The sequence below is a fragment of the Mesorhizobium sp. M7A.T.Ca.US.000.02.2.1 genome (genome assembly GCF_003996995.1).
Lineage (GTDB): Bacteria > Pseudomonadota > Alphaproteobacteria > Rhizobiales > Rhizobiaceae > Mesorhizobium.
In genome coordinates, this window is the sequence record NZ_RZTT01000108.1 from 1 (window position 1) to 15,725 (window position 15,725).

At 59.1% G+C, this 15,725-nt stretch carries 27 protein-coding genes and 1 pseudogene; 20 read left to right on the plus strand and 8 right to left on the minus strand.

Annotation, left to right across the window (positions count from 1 at the left end; translation table 11 throughout):
* From EOD15_RS35735 to EOD15_RS36730, 15 genes are all read left to right on the plus strand, one after another.
* On the plus strand, positions 1-542 hold a 542-nt coding region (locus tag EOD15_RS35735; RefSeq protein ID WP_185928996.1), incomplete at its 5' end, for a hypothetical protein.
* The gene (locus EOD15_RS36280; protein WP_127321758.1) at positions 539-727 is read left to right on the plus strand and encodes a hypothetical protein; all 189 of its coding nucleotides are present in this window, start codon (positions 539-541) and stop codon (positions 725-727) included. The genes EOD15_RS35735 and EOD15_RS36280, both read left to right, overlap by 4 nt.
* Positions 724-927 (plus strand): hypothetical protein, encoded by a 204-nt coding sequence (locus EOD15_RS12845; protein WP_127321759.1) that lies wholly within the window; start codon positions 724-726, stop codon positions 925-927. The genes EOD15_RS36280 and EOD15_RS12845 overlap by 4 nt, the downstream gene beginning before the upstream one ends.
* Positions 928-1,220: 293 nt before the next feature.
* On the plus strand, positions 1,221-1,535 hold the full coding sequence (locus EOD15_RS12850) for a hypothetical protein (protein WP_127321760.1): 315 nt from the start codon (positions 1,221-1,223) through the stop codon (positions 1,533-1,535).
* A 75-nt stretch (positions 1,536-1,610) separates the two neighbouring features.
* Positions 1,611-2,141: a hypothetical protein gene (locus EOD15_RS12855; RefSeq protein WP_127321761.1), complete on the plus strand. Its 531-nt coding sequence runs from the start codon at positions 1,611-1,613 to the stop codon at positions 2,139-2,141.
* Complete coding sequence (locus tag EOD15_RS12860) at positions 2,110-2,775, plus strand: ATP-dependent Clp protease proteolytic subunit (protein ID WP_127321762.1); 666 nt, start codon at positions 2,110-2,112, stop codon at positions 2,773-2,775. The genes EOD15_RS12855 and EOD15_RS12860 overlap by 32 nt, the downstream gene beginning before the upstream one ends.
* Positions 2,772-3,488 (plus strand): hypothetical protein, encoded by a 717-nt coding sequence (locus tag EOD15_RS35740; protein ID WP_185928997.1) that lies wholly within the window; start codon positions 2,772-2,774, stop codon positions 3,486-3,488. The genes EOD15_RS12860 and EOD15_RS35740 overlap by 4 nt, the downstream gene beginning before the upstream one ends.
* Positions 3,485-3,658: a hypothetical protein gene (locus tag EOD15_RS35745; protein WP_164761882.1), complete on the plus strand. Its 174-nt coding sequence runs from the start codon at positions 3,485-3,487 to the stop codon at positions 3,656-3,658. Before EOD15_RS35740 ends, EOD15_RS35745 begins: the two co-directional genes overlap by 4 nt.
* Positions 3,658-4,029, plus strand: coding sequence for an HNH endonuclease (locus EOD15_RS12870; protein WP_127321763.1), 372 nt, complete (start codon positions 3,658-3,660; stop codon positions 4,027-4,029). The genes EOD15_RS35745 and EOD15_RS12870 overlap by 1 nt, the downstream gene beginning before the upstream one ends.
* A gap of 302 nt (positions 4,030-4,331) precedes the next feature.
* Positions 4,332-5,912, plus strand: a complete 1,581-nt coding sequence (locus EOD15_RS12875; protein ID WP_127408533.1) for a DUF2460 domain-containing protein — start codon at positions 4,332-4,334, stop codon at positions 5,910-5,912.
* A gap of 279 nt (positions 5,913-6,191) precedes the next feature.
* Positions 6,192-6,617: a hypothetical protein gene (locus EOD15_RS12880; protein WP_127321765.1), complete on the plus strand. Its 426-nt coding sequence runs from the start codon at positions 6,192-6,194 to the stop codon at positions 6,615-6,617.
* Between the two features lie 134 nt (positions 6,618-6,751).
* Entirely contained in the window at positions 6,752-7,066 is a 315-nt protein-coding gene (locus EOD15_RS12885; RefSeq protein ID WP_127408534.1) for a hypothetical protein, read from the plus strand.
* A 208-nt stretch (positions 7,067-7,274) separates the two neighbouring features.
* On the plus strand, positions 7,275-7,385 hold the full coding sequence (locus EOD15_RS12890; protein ID WP_127323300.1) for a putative RiPP precursor: 111 nt from the start codon (positions 7,275-7,277) through the stop codon (positions 7,383-7,385).
* Between the two features lie 1,157 nt (positions 7,386-8,542).
* Entirely contained in the window at positions 8,543-9,406 is an 864-nt protein-coding gene (locus EOD15_RS12900; RefSeq protein WP_127321284.1) for an ATP-dependent DNA ligase, read from the plus strand.
* Between the two features lie 79 nt (positions 9,407-9,485).
* Complete coding sequence (locus EOD15_RS36730) at positions 9,486-9,728, plus strand: hypothetical protein (RefSeq protein ID WP_127321285.1); 243 nt, start codon at positions 9,486-9,488, stop codon at positions 9,726-9,728.
* 27 nt (positions 9,729-9,755) lie between these two features.
* On the opposite strand, the gene EOD15_RS12910 is transcribed toward EOD15_RS36730, so the two are convergent.
* Together EOD15_RS12910 and EOD15_RS12915 are read right to left on the minus strand one after the other, a co-directional pair.
* Positions 9,756-10,691, minus strand: coding sequence for a hypothetical protein (locus tag EOD15_RS12910; protein ID WP_127321286.1), 936 nt, complete (start codon positions 10,689-10,691; stop codon positions 9,756-9,758).
* A gap of 118 nt (positions 10,692-10,809) precedes the next feature.
* Positions 10,810-11,184: a hypothetical protein gene (locus EOD15_RS12915; RefSeq protein WP_127321287.1), complete on the minus strand. Its 375-nt coding sequence runs from the start codon at positions 11,182-11,184 to the stop codon at positions 10,810-10,812.
* Positions 11,185-11,552: 368 nt separating this feature from the next.
* Between EOD15_RS12915 and EOD15_RS12920 the strand changes: the two genes are divergently transcribed.
* Positions 11,553-11,999: a hypothetical protein gene (locus tag EOD15_RS12920; RefSeq protein ID WP_127321288.1), complete on the plus strand. Its 447-nt coding sequence runs from the start codon at positions 11,553-11,555 to the stop codon at positions 11,997-11,999.
* Positions 11,996-12,193 (plus strand): hypothetical protein, encoded by a 198-nt coding sequence (locus EOD15_RS12925; RefSeq protein WP_127321289.1) that lies wholly within the window; start codon positions 11,996-11,998, stop codon positions 12,191-12,193. Before EOD15_RS12920 ends, EOD15_RS12925 begins: the two co-directional genes overlap by 4 nt.
* Positions 12,194-12,257: 64 nt before the next feature.
* Here EOD15_RS12925 and EOD15_RS12930 read toward each other — a convergent pair whose 3' ends face one another.
* Positions 12,258-12,581, minus strand: a complete 324-nt coding sequence (locus tag EOD15_RS12930; RefSeq protein ID WP_127321290.1) for a hypothetical protein — start codon at positions 12,579-12,581, stop codon at positions 12,258-12,260.
* A gap of 135 nt (positions 12,582-12,716) precedes the next feature.
* Positions 12,717-12,950, minus strand: coding sequence for a hypothetical protein (locus EOD15_RS12935; RefSeq protein WP_127321291.1), 234 nt, complete (start codon positions 12,948-12,950; stop codon positions 12,717-12,719).
* A 436-nt stretch (positions 12,951-13,386) separates the two neighbouring features.
* Here EOD15_RS12935 and EOD15_RS12940 point away from each other — a divergent pair, with 436 nt between their 5' ends.
* From EOD15_RS12940 to EOD15_RS12950, 3 genes are read left to right on the plus strand one after another with little or no spacing between them, the layout of a single operon-like run.
* Positions 13,387-13,725 carry a hypothetical protein gene (locus EOD15_RS12940; RefSeq protein ID WP_127321292.1) on the plus strand — a complete coding sequence of 113 codons (339 nt, stop codon included), beginning with the start codon at positions 13,387-13,389 and terminating at the stop codon, positions 13,723-13,725.
* The gene (locus EOD15_RS12945; RefSeq protein WP_127321293.1) at positions 13,722-14,057 is read left to right on the plus strand and encodes a hypothetical protein; all 336 of its coding nucleotides are present in this window, start codon (positions 13,722-13,724) and stop codon (positions 14,055-14,057) included. The genes EOD15_RS12940 and EOD15_RS12945 overlap by 4 nt, the downstream gene beginning before the upstream one ends.
* On the plus strand, positions 14,054-14,242 hold the full coding sequence (locus EOD15_RS12950) for a hypothetical protein (protein WP_127321294.1): 189 nt from the start codon (positions 14,054-14,056) through the stop codon (positions 14,240-14,242). Before EOD15_RS12945 ends, EOD15_RS12950 begins: the two co-directional genes overlap by 4 nt.
* A gap of 76 nt (positions 14,243-14,318) precedes the next feature.
* On the opposite strand, the gene EOD15_RS12955 is transcribed toward EOD15_RS12950, so the two are convergent.
* The 4 genes and pseudogenes from EOD15_RS12955 to EOD15_RS35750 form a co-directional block, all read right to left on the minus strand.
* Positions 14,319-14,534: a hypothetical protein gene (locus EOD15_RS12955; RefSeq protein ID WP_127321295.1), complete on the minus strand. Its 216-nt coding sequence runs from the start codon at positions 14,532-14,534 to the stop codon at positions 14,319-14,321.
* A gap of 207 nt (positions 14,535-14,741) precedes the next feature.
* Positions 14,742-15,086: a DUF1515 family protein gene (locus tag EOD15_RS12960; protein WP_127321296.1), complete on the minus strand. Its 345-nt coding sequence runs from the start codon at positions 15,084-15,086 to the stop codon at positions 14,742-14,744.
* A 129-nt stretch (positions 15,087-15,215) separates the two neighbouring features.
* Entirely contained in the window at positions 15,216-15,524 is a 309-nt protein-coding gene (locus EOD15_RS12970; RefSeq protein ID WP_127408536.1) for a hypothetical protein, read from the minus strand.
* Positions 15,521-15,725: pseudogene (locus EOD15_RS35750) on the minus strand (hypothetical protein); the annotation flags it as partial. The pseudogene EOD15_RS35750 and the gene EOD15_RS12970, both read right to left, overlap by 4 nt.

The window sequence follows — 15,725 nt, forward strand, 5'->3', positions numbered from 1 at the left end:
CTCGCCAGTTGGCTCTGCGAGCCGACACGTTCGACGACCTTGTCCAAAACCTTGTTGGCTTTCGTGAGTGGGAGATCGAACGGCCAGAAGATTTTTCCGACGGCGAAATTTCGGAGATGGCCGCTTGGTTTTGGAAGAAACGCGACAGCGGAAAACTTTGGAGCGGGAGTAATTCCGTCGTGATGATCGAACGCACCGTGATCGACAAGCTGGTGGCCGACGGCGAATTCACCGCCTACGGGCTGTACAGCCATCTCAAGGCCATCCATCCGGCCGAGGGTGCCAAATTTGCCATTGTACCCGACGGATTGCGCACCTCCGGCAGGTTTAAGGCCGGCCGCCGGCAAATTTACGATGCCATCAGCGTTCTGGTCGACGCCAAACTGCTCCGTATTGTCACGAAGCCCCGCGGCAAACGCAACCACTACCAGTATCAGCTTGTCGCTGTCGGGCGGGAGGAGGAGCAGGAAGAAGAGGGAGAAGGGTCTAATCTTATATTAGTACCCCTTTCGGACACACACTCGGGGCACGTGGCATCATGAAGGAATTTGCCCGACAGCTCGATCTTTTCCATTGGGCGGAAAGTCGCCCGACGGCTCAGATCTACGATTGGAGCGGACCCTTTGCCGCTAAGGTCATGGCGCACATCCACGAATATGACGACGCTTGGCCGAAGCAACTCTTCGACACGCCGGTGACATACCTTCCAGAGCGAAGGCGCGCATGAAGCCAGCCTATCGCAGTGCGGCCGCATGGATTGAGCAAACCCTGGCCTGCCTGGCCGAAGCGGTCGAGCGCATGCCCGAGCCGGTGTTCCTGGCCGAGCATCAGGCCGCCCATGACGCGCCGCGGTCGCAGTCGGGCGACATGGTGGCGACGGTGCTGGAGCGCGAGTGGTGGCGCCGGTTCCCTGAGGGCCGCGAATGACCGGAAACCGTTGTGGAAATATTTCCACCATAGTCGGCTGCACCCTCCGGGGGGTGATCGGCATCCCTGGTCCTTCAAGCCGTGTACCGCTCGCCGATCCAAATAATGCACAAAGCCACATTGATGCTCTGAGACGTCTAATCTGCAATTTCTACCTGCCGGGGGGGTGTCGGCGCCCTGCAGGCGTTCGAAGCCCGTACCGCTTGCGATCGGTTTGTTTCCATAAACCGGTAGAAAAAAGATTTGGCCGCCGGGAAATTTCGCCACAATTGGCGATGGGCCGGTGACGCGCCATGGGCGCCCGTGCCGTTGCCAATCTCTCCGAAGCAGAGGCCGAGCTCCAACGGGCATCGTGGCGCGAAGCGCAAGGACGTAGGCGTGAGCGCGAGAAGGCCAAGGAATCAATTTTTGGTTTGAGCCTCAACCCCGAACTCGTCGCTGCATCGGTCCTCGCGAGATATCCAGATGTCGACAGCACGAACCAAAAGACGTGTGAGGGCGCGCTGTCGGTGATCGTGACCGAACACCTGGTTTCGATAGTCCGCTCATCTCGCGAGCCGGCGCTACGGGAACGCGAACTCCTGGCGGCCCTGAGGCGCAAAAAATAGTCATGCATGACGGGCCAGGAACGGTTCGGACGGGTAAACAATCGCTCCAGTCCCGAACCTACGGAGCCCCAGAAAATGCTCGCCCGCCTCTCGTCGAAACCTTCCGCGCCTGATTTCGATCGCTTGTTGGTGATCCCCGAACGGCCAGCCTCGATCGACGAAGCCGAGCAGGCGCTGCAAAAGGCTGCACAGGCTCGCCAGGAGGGCCAGCGCCGCCACATCGAAGCCGGCCAGCGCCTTGCCTCTCAGCGCTTGGGAGAGCCACCTACGATCACTGCGAAGGAAGTCGACGACTTTGGCTTCGAGTTGGCACCGCTATTTGCTGCGGAAAACGAAGCCAGGGGGCACCGCGACCAGATTGTGGAAGCCTTCGACGCAAGCATCGCACCCGCGATCCTGGCGCCGCTGAAGGATTACAGGGCTGCAATCGGGGAAGCACTGGACAACCTTGAAGCGTTGCTTGGTCACGGCGTCGTGTTCAAAACCAAGGCTACTGCCGCCGGCTTCGACCTTTCCAAAATATCCCGTCTTCCGGGTGCTTGCCCGGCTTTGATCGAGCGCCTGAAATTGGTGCGTGCTGTTCTCGATCATGCCGATCGGACTTGATCCCATGTTCATCAAGATGCTCGCAGATCCTGGCGACCAGCCCGATTGGTTCGGAACCTCATCGGCCGAAATGGCTGAGATGCGTGTAGCAGCTTCACGAGCCCGCGCTTCCGGTTCTGCCGGACCTGAGCACATCGACGTGGACATTCATGGCCACATTACCCGGGAAACCTACGATCGCGTCAAAGCCAGGCTCGACGCGGCACCATTCGCCAGAGCGATCAACATCGATATCGACAGCCACGGCGGATTCGTGTTGCCGTCCGTCGATCTTTTCGTCGTGATCGATCGACACCCAGCGGAGAGAAAGGTTGCCAGGCTTAGGCAATGCGCCAGTGGCGCGGCACTTGTCGCCATGGCTGCTGATATCAGGATCGCTGCTCCAGGCTGCGAAATCCTTCTGCATCCATCGACCATGGCTCTTGTCGATGATGGAAGGCGCTACACCGCCGAGGACCTCGAACATTCAGCAGATCTCATGCGACAGGTCGATGCCGACATTCTGAGCGTGGTAGCCCAACGAACCGGTGCCGATCGCGCCGTCCTTGCAGCCGAGGCCGCAACAGAGGTTCCGGCCGACTTGGCATGGTGCCGGGCTCACCGGATCATCCATGAAATCGAGACAGCGCGATGAGCAAGCGGCCCATCATCATCGACCCGCGCCAGGCTGCACTGCACAAGATCGACGTCGAGATCGGCCGCCTTGAGGCTCAAATCAAGGAGAAGAGCGCCGCGCTGGATGCTGATGTCCAAAAACATCTAAGCCAGATGAGCCACACGTTGCAGCAGCGGCTGGGAGAGCAGATTGTCACGCTCCGAGGCCGGGTCAGCCAACTGCACAAGGATCGGTTTGCCACCGAACTCGGCGACGTAGCGCCCAAGCCTCCGGCGCCGGCAGCAACGGCTCAATCAACTGTCGACATGTCAGCGAACTTTGCCGACATGATCGCTTCGGCGACGGATGCTGGCGAACGCAAGTTCTTCTCCGATTTGCAGGCCGAATTCGAGCAGATCTGCAAGGCAGCGAATCTGACGGGAGTGGAGCTTGGGAAGGCGCCAACCTTGCGCCACATGCTTGTCCGCGAGGCCGCCATGCTCGTCGGTGTTCACGATGCCCTGAAAAAGATGCTCGCCCGCGTCGAGGCATTGGAGAGCAAGCCCGTACTCAAGTATTCAGGGGTTTGGAGCGCATCGGCCACGTATGAGCCCGGCGAGATCGTCAGCCATGGTGGCAGCAGCTGGCACAGCAACATCAAGTCACAAGGGTTGCAGCCCGGTGAGAGCAATCCCGCGTCATGGACCTTGATGACTAAGCGCGGTCGCGACGCGAGGGACGCACGATCATGAGCACAGGGCAGTTCACGCGCGAGGAAATCCAGGAGACAACCCGCAACGCCGTCTTGGCATTCTACCGAGCCTTCGAACGCGCTCCGACAGAGACGGAGCAGGCCTTACTGGTCGCATGCCTGACCAGATTTTTCATCGCGCCCGATGCGCCATCGAACAGGCTGCAGTGATGACCAAGCTGTCGAACCTCCGGCCGGCTCTCGGAACGATGCCGACGCGTCTCGGCACAGTCGGCCCGGCCGATGAGCGGGAGCGCTCAGCGCTTCGATCAAAGACCGAGCCCTCGTTCAAATGGTACAACAGCGCGCGGTGGAAGAAGCTCCGCATGTCGGTGCTCGTCCGCGACCGCTTCACCTGTCAGAGGTGCAAGCTTGTCGAGCCGGATACGTCGAAGCTCGTCGCCGATCACATTATCCCGCATCGCAATGATCCAGTGAAGTTCTGGGACGGCAAGCTGCAGTGTCTGTGCCGCAACTGCCACTCCGGCGCCAAGCAGGCGGAGGAGAAGGCTATCCCGACCATCAAAGGGTGCTGGTACTGATGCGCCCCTGTGAACCCCTGGGGGGGCGGTTTGACCCGATATGCTCGACCGGCGCCATAGCCGCTGCACCAGCATTCGCAGGTTTTTTTTCCTGTTCCCGCGATTTCAGCCAAATAGGCAAAAATAACGGAAAAACCTCCAGCACCCAAACCCTTTCTCCGCAAGGCGTTGAGGCGGATTTCAGCCGTTCGCTACCGTCATATTTTTCCCTAGTGCCGGAAGGTTACCGGCAAGCCCACGACGTATTGGACGGAACGCGCTGAAGCGGCCGATGAGGCAACCCTGCAGGCTTGGAGAGCGTAATGGTCGATACCGTAGCAATCAACAACAAGTTCGCCCTCGGCATGCGTATGGGGCCGGTTTTCCAGACGACCGTTATCCCGCTCATGGGGGGCTATGAGGACCGCAATCAGGACTGGCAGGTCGCGCTTTGGAAGTATGAAGTCGAACTCCGAAATCGTCCGCTCGCCGAAATCCGAGCGTTTGTCGCGCATGTGCTTGGCCGGCGTGGATCATCCCGGCTTTTTCCGCTGCGTGACCCTCTCGACAACACCCTAGCCGACGAGAATATCGGCACCGGCGATGGGGTCGCGACAGAATTCCAGATCACCAAGACCTATGCTGACGACGATCGCCCATACAAGCGACCGCTGGCGATCGTGTCTAATCTCGTCGTCAAGGTCGGCGGCGTTACACAGGTCGAAAGCGTGGATTTCAACCACGAAGACGGCTGGGTCGCTTTCCGGGATGATCAACCTCCTGCGGCAGGACTGGCGATCACAGTAAGCTGCGATTTTCTGATTGCGGTCAGGTACGAGGCCGACCACAACCCTCTTACGCTGCCTATCGGGCCTGGTACCTCGAACGCCTTTGCTTCGGCCGGACCATTTGTTCTGGTGGAACGCCACGTTCCCAAGCCAGAGCTTGTCCCACCTGTGAGTGTCCTGGCAATTTCCGGCACGCCAGTTTTGATGGGCGTTGAGGGTTTCGCCTATGCCGGGTTCACCGTCTCGGCAGCCGGTGGCGTGCTTCCCTACACTTTCACCGTCCATAGCGGCTCGCTGCCGGCAGGGGTGACGCTCAATTCTTCGACGGGCGTTGTGTCCGGAACCCCAACGACGGCTGGAACATCGTCAGGGATCGTCATCCGGGTGACCGATGGTGTTGGCTCAACAGACGATCTTGATGCCTTCAGCATCGAGGTAACCGCGGCTGATCCGCATTTCATAAGCGTGGTTTTGCTATGCGGATTCAATGGCGCCGATGGTTCAACCAGCACCACCGATGAGGCGACTGCAAAGGCCATCACCTTCAACGGCAACGCTCAACTCGACACAGCGCAAAAGAAGTTTGGGACGGCCTCGCTGTTATTGGATGGAACTGGTGATCGCCTGGAGCTGGTCGACAGTTCGGATTGGCAGCTTGGCTCCACGAACAGTTCGCCTTGGACGGTCGAGGCCTGGGTAAGATGGAACGTGCTAGATGCCAACAATCGCGGCATCATCGGCCAGAATGCCGCTGCCGGTTGGTTCTTCACAGGATCGTCTACGATTGGTGAGCTGGCTTTCGGCTCCAGCAACTTTTCAACGATCACCACGAGCGGCGCCAGCATGACGACGGGAGTTTGGTATCACCTTGCCGCTGACCATGATTCAAGCGGAAAGATTCGTCTCTACGTAGACGGCCTGATGCTTGGCAGTGCCACGCCGGCAAACTCAGCAATCGCCAATGTTGCCTCCCCGCTCGCAATCGGTGCGCAAGGTGGCTCTGGCCAAGTAGATATGAACGGATGGTTGGACGAGGTTCGCATCACCAAGGGCGTGGCGCGGTATGCGTCGGATAGCGGCTTTGCAGTGCCAACAACGGCTTTTCCGAGGAGCTAACCCGCTAGCGCCATTCCAAGGCCCACTAGGCCGTGTCCATGGCCGGGGATGTCGTCACTTGAGAATAAAGTAGAGCGGAACGAGCAACGCGAATGCGGCGACACCCGTGAGAAACAGGTTTGTGGTCATGTCGTGTGGGCCCCCCGGCCGATTTTCATCGACCATACAGCCACCTGATTTAGCTTAAATGCAAGAGATCTTGCTGCAGCGGCACCTCGATCTCTTGCGTATAAGTCGGGACTTATGCAATATCCCCGCGTTCTCGCAGCGAGGCGCGGCATGCTGGCACGGACGGTCCACCCTTGCGATATCCACGCCATAGCCCGCATGTGCGGCGTCAAGCTCCACAATAGCGCTGACAACCGGTCGAGCGGCCGCAAGCCCGGCCATTGCTACTGCAAGCCGACGGTGCGCGCGATCGGGCGCCGGCATGGCGAGCAACACCTGGCCATGGTGCTGAAGCTCATCAACTCCACCGGCAACGGGCACGACCTGCATGCTGCCACGCTTCAGGCTGTCTCGGCGGTGCTCCTGACTGGTGAGGTCGAGCTCAACGCCAACCTGTTCCTGGCTATGGATGAGATCGACCTGGGGAGGCTCAGGGTGGCCGCCAAGGCGCTGCCGGGATCGACGGCCGATGTCATGGCCGGCGCACTGCTGGCGCTGCTCACAGGCCCTGCAATCGCGAGGCGCGTGGCATGCTAGCCAGGACACCATTCACCGAGATCGAGATCGATGGCGTCGGCACGTATCGGCTCCCCAACCAATGGCAGGCACAGCGTCTCCGGCGCCTTCGTGGTGAGGAACGCCACACCGCTGTCCTGGCAATAGGTTGCGGGATGACGGTGCGCCAGTTCAACAAGCTGCCGGCCGACAAGCAAGCCGAGGTGCACAAGGCCTATCTCGCTCTTATGTCCCCGAGCAATGTCGCGCCGCTGGCAGATCCCGTGCCGGCCAACACTCGAGCAATTCCCCGCGGGCACTTGTCCGACGGGCAGAAGCTGGCGATCGGCCGCTGGCTCCAGCACCACAAGGCCTCATTGCCGCACGGTCATTTCGGGCCATGGGTCGAGAAGCAGGAAGGCCTTTCCCGTTCGATGGCGCTGCAATGCATGGCGATGGTCAAGGATCGTCAAGGGGGCGGGGAGGGATAATCCGTACAGGAAGTTTCGCTGATGGAACATTCCTCACGCTGACGAGCTTCGGAGGCGGCACTGTCCCCCTCAGTGCTTTCCCCCATGAGCGCTGGCCTTACGGCTGGCGGGCTTTTTCGTTTTGAACCATCCGAGCGTAGGCGAAGCAATTGACAAGGTGTCCTAACGCAAGCAGTTTCCTGTCGTGGGAAAGCGAGGAGCACCGCGAATGAAGAAGACCTACGAAAAACCTGTACTGACAAAAAAGGACCGGCTCTCTGCTGTTACGGCAGGTTCTGCCGCATCATTCACACCACCGCCGCCGCCAGCTCCGGAATAAATTTCGAGCTCTTAAAAGAAAAGCCCGCTTCCGAAAGGTGGCGGGCTTTTTTGTGCATTAGCGGAACCTGATATGTCGAGGAAGGTTGGAAATGCGGCAGCGTCCGCCGCTGCCGGTCGAGGCCCCCAAGCCTGGGCCGGGTCCGCCTCTGCCCGCAAGTAGGGGCGGGCCCACTGACAACTTCCGGGTCTTCGCGATGGCGCTAGAGGTGGGTTCACTGACAGTGGAACAAAATCGCGCTGTCGAACTTCGGTCGTCGCACTGCTCCCGGTGCTTTCCCCCATGAGAACTGCCCGCTGGCTCCGGCCGGCGGGCTTTTTTGCGTCTGGCAGCGCCAAGCAGGCCGCGCCAGGTCAACAGGATACCGATGCTAACTCGGCTGCTCCTGGCCAGATGAAAAAGACCACAGAAGGCTGCTGAGCGCTGTCTTTGGAACTTCGAGCTCTGTCCCAGGTTGATACATCGCGGTCGATTCCTAGGATGTAGCCGCACAATATAAGCCCGTCGTGCAAGGCCAGCACGGCGGGTCTTGCAGCAGGACCAAAGGCTTGGATGTGATATCCAAAGGTCCGGTCTGTGCTAATTGGTTCTCGGCTTGTCTGGCGGCCGTTCTCATACATCAGCAATTCATGATATACTTTGTGATGTGCCGCAACGCTGTATCGTTATGGAGTATTGGGCTTGGCACTTACATTGCATCGCAAATCTCAGCAGGGGAAAGCAAGTCCCCGCTATCCCTAGGGACGGCTCGCCGCCGCTGCCGTGAATGGGGCGGGGCGGGCTTTTTTGCCCCCGTGCTCGCAATGGCCATCATTCGGGTTGGTGAAGATGCCGTTACCATCAGCTAAGCTTTGATGCTGGGCGCCGGCGGGATCCTCGTGGAACTCAATGTCAGCTTGTCGACGGTCTTGACAATGGCGGTGGCCAAGGCGGCCGCCTCATGCATGAGCTCCGGCCCATAAAGACAGTTCACCGCTTCCTCGCTCGGAAGAACGCCAGGCGGACAATGATCCTCGATCGTTCGCCGGATCAGCGTTAGCGCCGCTCTGCACTCTTCTGTGTCTATCGTCGGCATGCACTGAAACATGCAGGATGGCTAAAATGTTCCGGAACCATTTTAGCGCGCGCTAATTGATTCGCACTATGCGAGTCAGCGCATGCCTCTGAAGTTCATCAAGCCCATGGAACCGGAGCTGGTCGACACGCCACCGCAGGGCGACGAATGGCTCCATGAGATCAAATTCGACGGGTATCGCACCCAAATTATCAAGGATGAAAGCGGGATCCGGCTGTTCACCAAGAACGGTTACGACTGGACCGGCCGCTACATCGAACTTGCCGGAGAGGCGGAGGCGATCGAGGCGGAAAGTTTCATCATCGATGGCGAGACTATCACGGTCAACGAGGCCGGCCTGTCCAACTTCCACGCCCTGCAATCAGCCGTTACCCGCCGTAAGCCGTCGCGCGACCTGTATTTGGTGGCGTTCGATCTCCTGCACCTGAACGGGCACGATCTGCGCAACATGCCGGTGGAAGACCGCCGCGAGATCCTGCAGGCATTGATACCAGACGTTGGCCGCATTCAGGTCAGCAAAGCTATGCCCGGCACTGGCGACGCGGTTTATCACCTGGTCGACAGGGCTGGGCTGGAGGGCATGGTCTCGAAGCGCAAAGACAGCGCCTACCGCAGCGGGCCGACGATGAACTGGCGCAAGATCAAGTGCTATGCCGAAAAGGAAATGGACATCATTGGCGTGCAGCGCGAGGCCGGAAAGCCCGCGATGGTGCTCATGGCCGGCAAGGGTCGCTATGCTGGCGGCGCTTTCGTTGCCTTTAAAGCCGACAAGCGCCAGCGCCTGTGGGATCGCGTGCAAGGAAAGGTCGGAGGACCCGTGCCGATCGGTCTAAAGAAAGAAAAGGCCGAATGGCTCAAGCCTGGTCTTGTCGGTCGCGTGCGGTTCCTGAAGGGCGAGGAGAAGCTTCGCCATGCCAAGCTGCTAGATTTCCGGGATAAGCAATAGGCAGCGCTTGCAGGCGCCACCGAGATCAGGAATATAATCCTCCCGTTGCGGCGATCACCCTCAAACGGAGTTCGTCACCATGGCTAGATCAAAACCCTCAAAGCAGTTATCGCAGGCTGAAATCGAGCGCTTCCTGGTGGCAGCGGAAGCGCTGCACCTGAGCATCGTGAAACCGTTCATATCGCCGCATTGCGATCACTACAGGCAGACGCGCGTCTTGCATGAGGTGCTGTTGAAGACGGTGCGGGAAGTCACCGGGAGGGAAGTCGGGTTCATCCGGTGGAACACTACAGGCCCAGTTAGACCGCCTGCCGCCGAGTAGCCCCCGTCAACGAACAGGGCCAACCTGTCATTTGCCATCGAAGGCGCGTGGTTTGATAAAACCTCTAAGCTCCAGCGCCATGCGATCCTCGTTCGATGCCCGATACGCATTCGTTCGAATTTCTTCGGCATGTTTTGGGTTCAACTGCTCAGCGATTTGGACTTGATGCAAAAGCGAATAGTCAGTGAAACTCGTAGGCAGCCTTGTCAAAAACATGAACAGGAAGGAGAAACACCCGCAAACAGCGACGTACACAACTGCGAGCTTGCTATAAAATCCGATCGTGGATTCCCGCCAAATGCTGACCATAAGGGCAACGTTGAAAGCAATTATTATAATCACAACTCCAAATCCGATTAGCAAAGCGAAGTATGCTAACAAGTGTCCTAGACGTCTGTGGAAGTCTGTGAACACAAGGTGGGGCATATTGGTCGGGAAATACTTGCCTATTGTGCCTTCAGTTAGGAGGGCTGCTCGCACAACGTTCGATATTCCGATCGGGAACACTTTTCCGATTAGGTGACTAATCGCGCCCTCAAGGATGGCGACGTTCGCCTGCAGCGAGGAAATATACAAGGCCATCGTAGCGTTGATAGCCAGCAAAAATTCAGGAACACCCGGAGAGTCTTTAATCGATATCCCGAACACGCTCACATCCGCGCCAACTTTGAAATATGTAGCTAGTAGGAAGACAGACAGAGATAGATTGAACAGTGATATTCTGCTGCTATTGCCCTTTATGTGATCTCGTCTGGCTACCAACAAGTCCAGCAAGCTACGATCTAATTTGGGCTGATCGTCGTCGTCCACCATGTCGAGGTCGAGGCTGACAATCTGTTGCGGCATTAGCCAGCGGCGCGGGAAGCGGAAGCGTTGTCGCCGTCGTTCACGTGAGAAGAAGCCAAATCTTACAAAGGGGAAGGAGAGCCAGAACCAAGCTCGCTCCCTGACAGACGTCACCAAATGGTTTAGCTCCAACCGTCCCCCCTGCGAGCAAGATGGAAGCTGGATAACCAGCGAAGCAGGCAGCTACAAGGAGATCTTGAGTGAGCGTTGAAGCTTTTGGCCAAAGTGCAGGATGTCAATTCACGGCCGGCGGCTTCGTCGATAGTTTTTGAACCGCGCTGACGAACCCCTCCTCGATCGACATGTACAGCATCGCATACAGGAACGCGAACAAGGCAGCGTGCCAGAGTCCCTTAAAGCTCAAATAGGCAAGGATCCCTGATCCGATCGTGCCTCCAAAAAGAAACCTGACCGATTTGCCGCCAGTCCCCATAGCCAAATACCCCCCGTTTTCACTCGGCCGAAGATGGCAGCAAAGCCCTTCCCTAGGAAGGGCGCGCTTGACGATTTTAGTAGGAAGGGAAATGGCCGGCGCCGCCCAGGGTGGGAGCTGTTGGGCTGTGCGGCGCCGGCCAAAGCGGACGATCAGGTCCGCCGCGACTTGAGACATGGCCGATTCGTCAGGCTGGCGTTATGGTGCGATCACGGAAGGTCGCGCCGGGGGATAATTGCGGGACTCACGGGCAAAGATTTCCTTAGCCTATAGCGCGACTGATCTGTCCACTGCCACTATGCCCGGGTTCGACGGGCGACGGAAAGTCGGGTTCAACGTCGGGGCCTACTCAACCTCCAAAGGACGTTAACCCATGAAGTGGAGAGTGCCTCATGTACCTAGCAGACGTTGCCCACCACCAATCAATCGGAGACAGATCCAGACGAAGGATGCAGAGGCGGGGCGTGACATGCCAAGGCGACAAGCTTTGGACAGACCCTGAGGACCAGATTTGTCGGGACAGTTACCCCGACTATGCCGCGATTATGAGAGCGCTTCCCCACCGCAGCCGCGCGGCAATCAAGACCCGGTGCGGAAAAATCGGGATCCGCAAAATCCGAACCAACCAATGGACGGCCAAGAGAGACACGCTTTTCCGAAAGCTCTATCGCACGGCCACCACGAAAGAGCTGTACCAGGCGTTCCCCGAGATGGATTCGGAAGCCATCTTTGATCGGGGGTCGGAGCAACGGCTGTCACGACCGCGCAAACCCTACGCCAAAACCGGCATTGACCTGCTGGATAGGCTACGGGAAGAGTGCTGGCGGCAGAACATCACGATGGTCGACATTGATGAGTTCGCCAACGCCAAACGCTATTTCGTCGACAAGCGTTGGCGGGGAGACCGCGGGGCCGCAAACTACAACCACATCGTTCGAGCCATCCACGAGCTTGGCGGCACGGTCTCCGTCCAGTGGGGGAGCGTTCAATGAGCGCGTTCTTCCGCAGCCGTATCGAGGCCACCATCGAGCATCTGATTGCGGTGCTGGACCAGATGGACGGCGACACGGATCGAGAGCCCGAGCCGGCCGAGGAACAGCACGACCGCGAGGCTGTGCCGATTATGGCATCACCCGAGTTTGTCCTGGCCGAGGTCCGACGGCGATACCGAAAAACCCGTCACTGATGGCAAAAAGGAGACCGGCGGCATTGTCCGCCGGTTTTCCTTTTTGAACACCTGGGGCGGTGGTCTACCGGCACGGATGTTGCAACCGGTACTCCAGCAAGCGGCTCAAAACCTCCTCGATCTTATCCAAGCGGTGTTTTTTCGCCATTGTGATGTGGTCCAACGGCGGAGGCATCGAAGGCGTGGAAATGATCAGGTCGTAGAGTTGAGGCTTGCATTCGAACAATATCGCCCGAGCCACCAAGTCTGCCGACTCGCAAAGGTCTTTAAATTTGTCGATGCCGGCGGCGAGGCATCCGTCGAAGGCCTCCCGTTTAGTAGGAGTAGTGTCGGCTCTGACGGGACCTACCGAAGCTACCGTCATCAACAGGCAGAGCATCGCTTTCATGGATCGAAGCATCGCGCGCAAGCTTCGCCCCCGCAAGGGCGCGCTTGACGATTTCACCGTCGGCGGGCCTTCTCGACCTGGAGCAGCATCCATTCCCATGCAAAGCGGATCAACGATGCGATCAACCTCATTGGTCTATTCCTCCTCGTCGCCGAGGTAGGCCTTCACAAATCCGCCGATCCTAATTTTCTTTCCTTCTCGAGAGATATGGCGATACACGATCTGCCAAAGCCCTGTGTCATCGAGCTTCTCCAAAACCCGAAGCCGATCGTCGGCTGGGATCTGGTCTATAAACTTGCTGAGGGCTATTAAGCCGCCGCCCCTCCGGCCGCCGCCCTTTCGATAAGTCTGCAGGTAGACGTCGGCCATGTGTCGCATTCCCTCTTAGCGCCCGCGCTCTGAAAGCATCGCGCAACGGTCATGCACAAGCAAGCCGGCTCCCTTTCGGGAGTGCTTGACGAAATCGGCAAATCAGCGGCTTATCGTCCGTGGGCTTCAGAACCCGGACCGTGATATCTCCGAATTGACCCTTGGCGGGGTCGCGCCTCCTCGACAGGAGGCTTCGGATGAATGTTTGACGAGTTTGTCAAACAATGGACGCGCTTGGCGGCGCGGCTCCAGACCCGACCTTTATGGCCGGGGGGCGCCGTTCTGTCCAGAGCCTTCGGGCTTAAAAGCGTCGCGCCAGTCTCACGGCTGGTTCTGAACCCCCGGCTACGGCCCGTCGCCGATGATGGCATAATGTGTCCTGGGACACACATTGCCGCCGGCCTTCAGAAGCCGGTTCTGACCGTGGGGACTATCAATGAACACGACAACAACGATCGACCGGCGGCGCCTGCTGCTGGGCACAGGGGCAACTGCGGCTGGCCTGGGAGCGCTGTCCGTGCTTCCCGCCGCCAAAACCGGTTCCGAAGCGGCACCAGTTTCCCTCACACCGGACGAGCGGATCACAGCCGCTATCGAGGAAATCAAAGCGGCGTTCTGGGAGAAGTGGCCCGACGCACCGCTTCGGATCATCGATGTCGACAACATCGCGGACGGGATGGTCATGGTCCTTTCCCATATCGAAGCCTACAAGCCCGGTGAGGTGCGCCATGAACGGAAAGGACTGGCAAGGCTCTCGAAAGGCGGTGTGTCATGAACGCCCACACGCCCATCCTGAAGCCGTACGGCTGCCCGCAGGGTGTCGACCCTCGCACATGGCGGCAATCGGTCGAGACGCGCCTGAATGACCTCCTAGACCGCGCCATGGCCCTGATCACCGCGCTCGACCTGATGGAGGTGGATTGCGACCTCGAGGACACGGCCGACGACGAGCCGTTGCTGCTTTGCCTTGACGATCTGGAGCAGGACAACTGCGACGACGAGGATGGCGGCGATCGGGAGGGCTACTGTGCCGATGACTACGGCGAGGTGATCATGTGGCCGGATGATCTCGAATCGCAGGAAGTGCTTGTGAGGTCAGGGCTATGACCGCGCGCAACGCCACGCTCTCAGCAGCGGTAGAGCCGAGCAACGACATGATCGTCCTGCCGTTCCACCACGCTTACCGCGACATCTTCCGCATGATGCCGATCCGGGGCGACGATCATTTTATGCTCGTCTCGCCGTCGTACTATGACCCGAAGCACTACCCGCCGGGCTCTTGCATCCAATAGGTGCCGATCGCCTGACCATGGTGGAAATATCTCCACCATGGTCGGTGGTTCGGCTGCCTCCACCAGGGGTGGGGCTTTACTTTTCGAGCCCGGACAGTGCCTGCTCTACGCTAAACGCACCCTGGGAATCATACGTGCCGCTGCCCGGAGGAGTCGCTTCCAGAGCTTCGAGCGCATCCTCGCTGATGCCGGCCTTACCGGCAACCACATCGAGTGGCAGACCAAGGGTTTCGCGTCGTTGCTTGAACGACGCCGGATGATGCTCGGACTCTTTGAATGCGACGTCTGTCATTTCCTTAACTCCCGCTTGAACCCCAATCGAACCCCCTACTCTGGGATAATAAAATATAAGTAGGTTTTCAGAGGTAAGTGACTGTTCTCACTATGTTTTTTGGTGAGCGCGATGGGATTCGAACCCATGACCTACTGATTAAAAGTTCGTCGATAATTCAGCAAAAACAAACACTTGAGAAATCGTCTCGCACGATCCTGTCGCATCCTAGCCGCCGCGCAGCGCCTGCAAAATCTGGCCCCAGAACCAGACCGTCGCACCGCCGAGGACCGCGCCGCCGATGCCGATGACGCCGAGCGCACCCAGTCCACGCTGCTTCCACTCGACCACTTCGTCGGTGACTTCCTTCATGCTGCTGGTTGTTGTCTTGATCGAGCCGACATCGCTTTCGAGGTAACCGACGCGCAACACCACATCGTCGAGCCGCTTGTGCATGGCCGCGCGGCTGACCACGCTTTTCTGGTCCTGCCGCTCAAGATGCTCGGACACGCCTTCGAGCGTCGCGGTCAGGCGGCCGAGGCGGTCATAGATCTCGTTGAGGCTGGCGGTCATTAGCTGCAGCGGTACTTCTGGAAGCGGCCGCGATGCTGCGCCACCGAGACGGCGAAGCTGCGGTCATTGGCGACGATATAGGAATTCGTCGCCGGCTTTGGTTGCATGCGCACCAGCACGTCGCAGGGATCAGTCAGCGTCGGGCTGCAGGCAGCCACCAAGCAGAGCACACAAAGCAGGGTCATCAGCGGCAAGCACTTCATTGTCGATGGCCTTTCCGTCCTTCAGGATGGTGACGCGGCCGGCGGTCAGCTCGGCCGCCAGCGCCGCGCGGCCGTCATGCCGGCCGTAGAGGTAGGCGGCGGCCACAAGGACGGCCGCCAGCAGGGCAAGCAGCACGACGCGGCCCACTGGCGTCATCGCCGCCCGCCAAAGCGCGCCCAGCGCCTTCCCTGCCAGCGGCAGGGACAAACCGAGCGCTGTGCCAAGCCACGTCACGCGCCGATTTCCAGCCGCAGTGCGCGCACAGCCTTCGCCAGGTCGTCGCGGCGCTTGATGCCGTAGGCGGCAAAGCAGACGATCACGAACACGATCGCCAGCTGCACGCGCCAGTCGAAGCCGCCGAACACCGCCAGCGGCGTGCCCAGCGCGGTCAGAAGCCACGTCCAGAACGTCTTCGATTTCGTCACCGGCTTGTGC

Excerpts from the sequence above, each read along its gene's own strand:
- EOD15_RS12855 (WP_127321761.1), top strand. The coding sequence starts at position 1,611 with ATGCTCGCCCGCCTCTCGTCGAAACCTTCCGCGCCTGATTTCGATCGC.
- EOD15_RS12880 (WP_127321765.1), top strand. The coding sequence starts at position 6,192 with ATGCTGGCACGGACGGTCCACCCTTGCGATATCCACGCCATAGCCCGC.
- EOD15_RS12900 (WP_127321284.1), top strand. The coding sequence starts at position 8,543 with ATGCCTCTGAAGTTCATCAAGCCCATGGAACCGGAGCTGGTCGACACG.
- EOD15_RS12940 (WP_127321292.1), top strand. The coding sequence starts at position 13,387 with ATGAACACGACAACAACGATCGACCGGCGGCGCCTGCTGCTGGGCACA.
- EOD15_RS12960 (WP_127321296.1), bottom strand. The coding sequence starts at position 15,086 with ATGACCGCCAGCCTCAACGAGATCTATGACCGCCTCGGCCGCCTGACC.
- EOD15_RS12890 (WP_127323300.1), top strand. The coding sequence starts at position 7,275 with ATGAAGAAGACCTACGAAAAACCTGTACTGACAAAAAAGGACCGGCTC.
- EOD15_RS35745 (WP_164761882.1), top strand. The coding sequence starts at position 3,485 with ATGAGCACAGGGCAGTTCACGCGCGAGGAAATCCAGGAGACAACCCGC.
- EOD15_RS12930 (WP_127321290.1), bottom strand. The coding sequence starts at position 12,581 with ATGAAAGCGATGCTCTGCCTGTTGATGACGGTAGCTTCGGTAGGTCCC.
- EOD15_RS12925 (WP_127321289.1), top strand. The coding sequence starts at position 11,996 with ATGAGCGCGTTCTTCCGCAGCCGTATCGAGGCCACCATCGAGCATCTG.
- EOD15_RS36280 (WP_127321758.1), top strand. The coding sequence starts at position 539 with ATGAAGGAATTTGCCCGACAGCTCGATCTTTTCCATTGGGCGGAAAGT.
- EOD15_RS12870 (WP_127321763.1), top strand. The coding sequence starts at position 3,658 with ATGACCAAGCTGTCGAACCTCCGGCCGGCTCTCGGAACGATGCCGACG.
- EOD15_RS12850 (WP_127321760.1), top strand. The coding sequence starts at position 1,221 with ATGGGCGCCCGTGCCGTTGCCAATCTCTCCGAAGCAGAGGCCGAGCTC.
- EOD15_RS12950 (WP_127321294.1), top strand. The coding sequence starts at position 14,054 with ATGACCGCGCGCAACGCCACGCTCTCAGCAGCGGTAGAGCCGAGCAAC.
- EOD15_RS36730 (WP_127321285.1), top strand. The coding sequence starts at position 9,486 with ATGGCTAGATCAAAACCCTCAAAGCAGTTATCGCAGGCTGAAATCGAG.
- EOD15_RS12875 (WP_127408533.1), top strand. The coding sequence starts at position 4,332 with ATGGTCGATACCGTAGCAATCAACAACAAGTTCGCCCTCGGCATGCGT.
- EOD15_RS12885 (WP_127408534.1), top strand. The coding sequence starts at position 6,752 with ATGACGGTGCGCCAGTTCAACAAGCTGCCGGCCGACAAGCAAGCCGAG.
- EOD15_RS12920 (WP_127321288.1), top strand. The coding sequence starts at position 11,553 with ATGAGAGCGCTTCCCCACCGCAGCCGCGCGGCAATCAAGACCCGGTGC.
- EOD15_RS12845 (WP_127321759.1), top strand. The coding sequence starts at position 724 with ATGAAGCCAGCCTATCGCAGTGCGGCCGCATGGATTGAGCAAACCCTG.
- EOD15_RS12945 (WP_127321293.1), top strand. The coding sequence starts at position 13,722 with ATGAACGCCCACACGCCCATCCTGAAGCCGTACGGCTGCCCGCAGGGT.
- EOD15_RS12915 (WP_127321287.1), bottom strand. The coding sequence starts at position 11,184 with ATGTCTCAAGTCGCGGCGGACCTGATCGTCCGCTTTGGCCGGCGCCGC.
- EOD15_RS35740 (WP_185928997.1), top strand. The coding sequence starts at position 2,772 with ATGAGCAAGCGGCCCATCATCATCGACCCGCGCCAGGCTGCACTGCAC.
- EOD15_RS12935 (WP_127321291.1), bottom strand. The coding sequence starts at position 12,950 with ATGGCCGACGTCTACCTGCAGACTTATCGAAAGGGCGGCGGCCGGAGG.
- EOD15_RS12955 (WP_127321295.1), bottom strand. The coding sequence starts at position 14,534 with ATGACAGACGTCGCATTCAAAGAGTCCGAGCATCATCCGGCGTCGTTC.